General features: G+C 63.9%; 3 protein-coding genes and 1 pseudogene. 2 read left to right on the top strand and 2 right to left on the bottom strand.

Going from position 1 to position 4,292, the window contains the following annotated elements:
- Positions 1-109: 109 nt before the first annotated feature.
- Positions 110-494: pseudogene (locus QJT78_RS53400) on the top strand (type I glutamate--ammonia ligase); the annotation flags it as partial.
- A 43-nt stretch (positions 495-537) separates the two neighbouring features.
- Here QJT78_RS53400 and QJT78_RS49110 read toward each other — a convergent pair.
- Both QJT78_RS49110 and QJT78_RS49115 read right to left on the bottom strand, forming a co-directional pair.
- On the bottom strand, positions 538-924 hold the full coding sequence (locus QJT78_RS49110; protein WP_038945743.1) for a nuclear transport factor 2 family protein: 387 nt from the start codon (positions 922-924) through the stop codon (positions 538-540).
- A 13-nt stretch (positions 925-937) separates the two neighbouring features.
- A complete protein-coding gene (locus tag QJT78_RS49115) occupies positions 938-2,614 on the bottom strand; it encodes a glutamine--tRNA ligase/YqeY domain fusion protein (protein ID WP_028153743.1) in 1,677 nt (558 codons plus the stop codon).
- Positions 2,615-2,757: 143 nt separating this feature from the next.
- Between QJT78_RS49115 and gltX the strand changes: the two genes are divergently transcribed.
- Positions 2,758-4,185 carry a glutamate--tRNA ligase gene (gltX, locus tag QJT78_RS49120; RefSeq protein WP_028153744.1) on the top strand — a complete coding sequence of 476 codons (1,428 nt, stop codon included), beginning with the start codon at positions 2,758-2,760 and terminating at the stop codon, positions 4,183-4,185.
- The last annotated feature ends 107 nt before the right edge of the window (positions 4,186-4,292 follow it).

Consider the following 4,292-nt stretch of genomic DNA (forward strand, 5'->3'; position numbering starts at 1 on the left):
ATAAACGTCCTGCCTGACCGGCTACTGCTGTTCAGCGGCGCTGACGGCGATCATCAGGTGGGGGAGTTTCAAGTGACCATACCCGGGGGATTTTGACCGACCCACGGGGCGGATTCCAATGTATTCGCCGAAACCGCGCGCCAAGCGCGTCGAGTTTCGTTCGCCGGATCCGTCCTGCAATCCCTACCTGGCCTTCGCGGCAATGCTGATGGCAGGCCTCGACGGTGTCGACAAGCGGATAGACCCCGGCAGCCCGATCGACAAGAATCTCTACGACCTCCCGCCTGCGGAGGCGAAGGAGGTGAAGTCCACGCCAGGATCGCTGGACCAGGCGCTCGACGCGCTCGAGCGTGATCACGCATTCCTGCTACGGCGGCGACGTCTTCACCGCCGACGTGATCGAAACCTGGCTCGACTACAAGCGCAAGAAGGAGGTCGACCCGATCCGCCTGCGACCTCATCCCTACGAGTTCCATCTCTACTACGACATCTAGCGGGCGGCGACCGTGCACCTGGCGGAACGGGCAGAGCCCGCCGCTAGATCAGCGGCGCCTTCGACGAGGCATGGTGATTGACGATCTTCCAGTCGCTGTCCTCGCGGATGAGGACCCAGCTCATCTTGACGACGAGATCGTCCCGCTCGCCGGCGAGGTCGAACGAGATGGTCGCGGCCATGTTGATCAGGTCGGGACCTGCTTGTGCCGCCTGCACGTCGGAAAAGGCCGCGCTCGGCTGGCGCCAGCGCGGCAGGCCGTTGAAGTAGTCGGCGACGCCGTCCCTGCCCCGATAGAGCTTTGGATTCGAGCCGAAGAAGAACGCGTTCTTCGCATAGAGCGACGACAGCGCGGCCGCATCGAGTGTCGCGAAGCCGGCGCACCATTTCGCGATAATGGCGGAAACGATGGCGTCGGCTTCACTGCTCATAGGCCCAATCCCCTCAGCCCTTGGCCACTTCCTTCGCGAACGTGTCGCGCAGGCCGATGGTGCGCGAAAACACCGGCTTGCCCGGCGTTGAGTCCTTGTCGCGCACGAAATAGCCCTGACGCTCGAACTGCATCGGCTCGGTCGAATTGCTTTCCGCAACCGATGCCTCGATCCGCGCGTTGGAGAGAATTTCCAGCGACTGCGGATTGAGATCGGCCGCGAAGTTCGAGGCGTCCGGGCTAGGATTGGAGAACAACTGGTTGTAGATGCGGATCTCTGCCGGCACCGACGTCGCCGCCGGCAGCCAGTGCATGGTCGCCTTGACCTTGCGGCCGTCGGGCGCGTTGCCGCCCTTGGTCGCGGGATCGTAGGTGCAGCGCAGCTCCACCACTTCGCCCGCGTCGTTCTTGATCACGCCGGTGCACTTGACGAAATAGGCGTAGCGCAGCCGCACCTCGTTGCCGGGCGACAGGCGGAAGAACTTCTTGGGCGGATTCTCCATGAAGTCGTCCTGCTCGATATAGAGCTCGCGGCCGAACGTGATCTTGCGCGTGCCGGCCGAGGGATCGTCGGGATGGTTGATCGCCTCGAGCTCCTCGGTCTGCCCTTCCGGATAGTTCTCGATGACCACCTTGAGCGGCCGCAGCACGCCCATGCGCCGCTGCGACGTGCGGTTCAGCTCCTCGCGGATGCAGAATTCCAGCATGCCGACGTCGACGACGCTGTTGGCCTTGGCAACGCCGATGCGCTTGACGAATTCGCGCAAGGCTGCCGGCGGCACGCCGCGGCGGCGCATCCCCGCGACAGTCGGCATGCGCGGATCGTCCCATCCGGCGACATGGCCGTCGCGAACGAGCTGGGTCAGCACGCGCTTGGACAGCAGCGTGTAGGTCAGGTTGAGCCGCGCCATTTCGTACTGGTGCGGCTTGGACGGCACCGGCAGCTTTTCGATGAACCAGTCGTAGAGCGGCCGATGGTCCTCGAACTCCAGCGTGCAGATCGAGTGCGTGATGCCCTCGATCGCGTCCGACTGGCCGTGCGCATAATCGTAGCTCGGATAGATGCTCCACTTGGTGCCGGTGCGCGGATGATGCGCATGCAGGATGCGGTACAGCACGGGATCGCGCAGGTTGATGTTGCCCGAGGACATATCGATCTTGGCCCGCAGCACGCGCGTGCCGTTCGGGAATTCACCGACCTTCATGCGGCGGAACAGGTCGAGATTCTCGTCCACGCTGCGGTCGCGGAACGGTGAGTCCTTGCCGGGCTCGGTCAGCGTGCCGCGCGCGAGGCGAATCTGCTCCTGGGTCTGGTCGTCGACATAGGCGAGCCCGTCGCGGATCAGCTTCTCCGCCCATTCGTACAGGCGGTCGAAATAGTCCGAGGCAAAGAACAGGTTCTTGCCCCAGTCGAAGCCGAGCCAATGCACGTCGGCCTGGATGGAATCGATATATTCCTGCTCTTCCTTGACCGGGTTGGTGTCGTCGAAGCGCAGATGGCAGCGGCCCGGAAACTCCTGGGCGATGCCGAAATTGAGCGCGATCGACTTGGCGTGGCCGATATGCAGGTAGCCGTTCGGCTCCGGCGGGAACCGGGTCACGATCTCCTGGTATTTGCCCTGATCGAGGTCGGCCTGGATGATGTCACGAATGAAATCGCGCCCAACCTCGTTCGCCACCGGTTCTGTCATTACGAAAATCCTGTAGGGAAATCAGCGGCCCTTCTGCCAAATTCGCTTGGCTGAGCCAAGAGCTTAGCGGTCCGCTGCCGGGCTTTAGTTATGCTCCGGTCCTGTTATATACCACCGCCTCCAATGCATAGGCCCTGCCAAGAATGACCGATTCCGTCGTCACCCGCTTTGCTCCCTCCCCGACCGGCTTCCTCCATATCGGGGGCGCCCGCACGGCGCTGTTCAACTGGCTCTATGCGAAAAAGCACGGCGGCAAGATGCTGCTCCGGATCGAGGACACCGACCGTGAGCGCTCCACCGAGGCTGCGATCGGCGCCATCCTCGACGGCCTCAAATGGCTGGAGCTCGGCTGGGATGGCGACGTCATCTACCAGTTCAGCCGCGCCGCGCGTCACCGCGAGGTCGCCGAGCAGCTGCTCGCCGACGGCAAGGCCTATCGCTGCTACGCGACCGCAGAGGAGCTCACCGCCATGCGCGAGAAGGCGCGCGCGGAGGGCCGCACCCGCCTCTATGACGGCATGTGGCGCGACCGTGACCCGGCAACCGCGCCTTCCGACGTCAAGCCCACCATCCGCCTGCGCGCACCGCAGACCGGCGAGACCGTGATCGAGGACCAGGTCCAGGGCCGCGTGGTCTGGCAGAACGAGAACCTCGACGACCTCGTCCTGCTGCGCGGCGATGGCAATCCGACCTACATGCTCGCTGTGGTGGTCGACGACCACGACATGGGCGTCACCCATGTCATCCGCGGCGACGACCACCTGATCAACGCCGCCCGCCAGAAGCAGATCTACGACGCCATGGGCTGGGCGCTACCGAGCATGTCCCACATTCCCCTGATCCACGGCCCGGACGGCTCGAAACTGTCGAAGCGCCACGGCGCGCTGGGCGTCGATGCCTACCGCGCCATGGGGTACCTCCCGGCCGCGCTCCGCAATTACCTCGTCCGGCTCGGCTGGAGCCATGGCGACCAGGAGATCTTTTCGACCGAGGAGATGATCGCCGCGTTCGACCTCGCCAGCGTCGGCCGCGCCGCCGCCCGCTTCGATTTCGCCAAGCTCGAAAACCTCAACGGCCACTACATCCGCCACGCCGACGATCAATCACTCGTGAAAATGTTTGAGGACGTGCTCGACCACGTCGTGCCCAGCCGCAACGAGCTTAAGGCCAAGTTAAACGACACGACGCGGGCGCAGCTTCTCAAGGCCATGCCGGCCCTGAAGGAGCGCGCCAAGACGCTGATCGAGCTGATCGACAGCGCCTATTTCATCTTCGCCGACCGGCCGCTGGAGCTCGATGCCAAGGCGGCAGCGCTGCTGACGCCCGAGAACCGCAAGCTGATCGGCCAGCTTCATTCCGCGCTGGAGAAAGTCGAGACATGGAGTGCGGCGAATGCAGAGGCCGCGCTGCGCGCTTTTGCCGAGGAAAATAGTCTCAAGCTCGGCGCCGTCGCCCAGCCGCTGCGGGCGGCGCTGACGGGACGGTCGACATCGCCTGGTATATTTGAGGTTTTGGACGTGCTGGGACGCCAGGAAAGCCTGGGCCGGCTTAAGGACCAGGCCAAGGACTAGCCCGTCCTATTCGTGAGAGTGCGGCTTTTGGGCCCGATTGATGCGGCCGCACATCTTGTCTGACGAGGCGCACAGGATTGCCTTCGGCTTTTCGCCGCCTGACGACC

It is taken from the genome of Bradyrhizobium sp. Mp27 (genome assembly GCF_029953005.1).
Classification (GTDB): domain Bacteria; phylum Pseudomonadota; class Alphaproteobacteria; order Rhizobiales; family Xanthobacteraceae; genus Bradyrhizobium; species Bradyrhizobium barranii.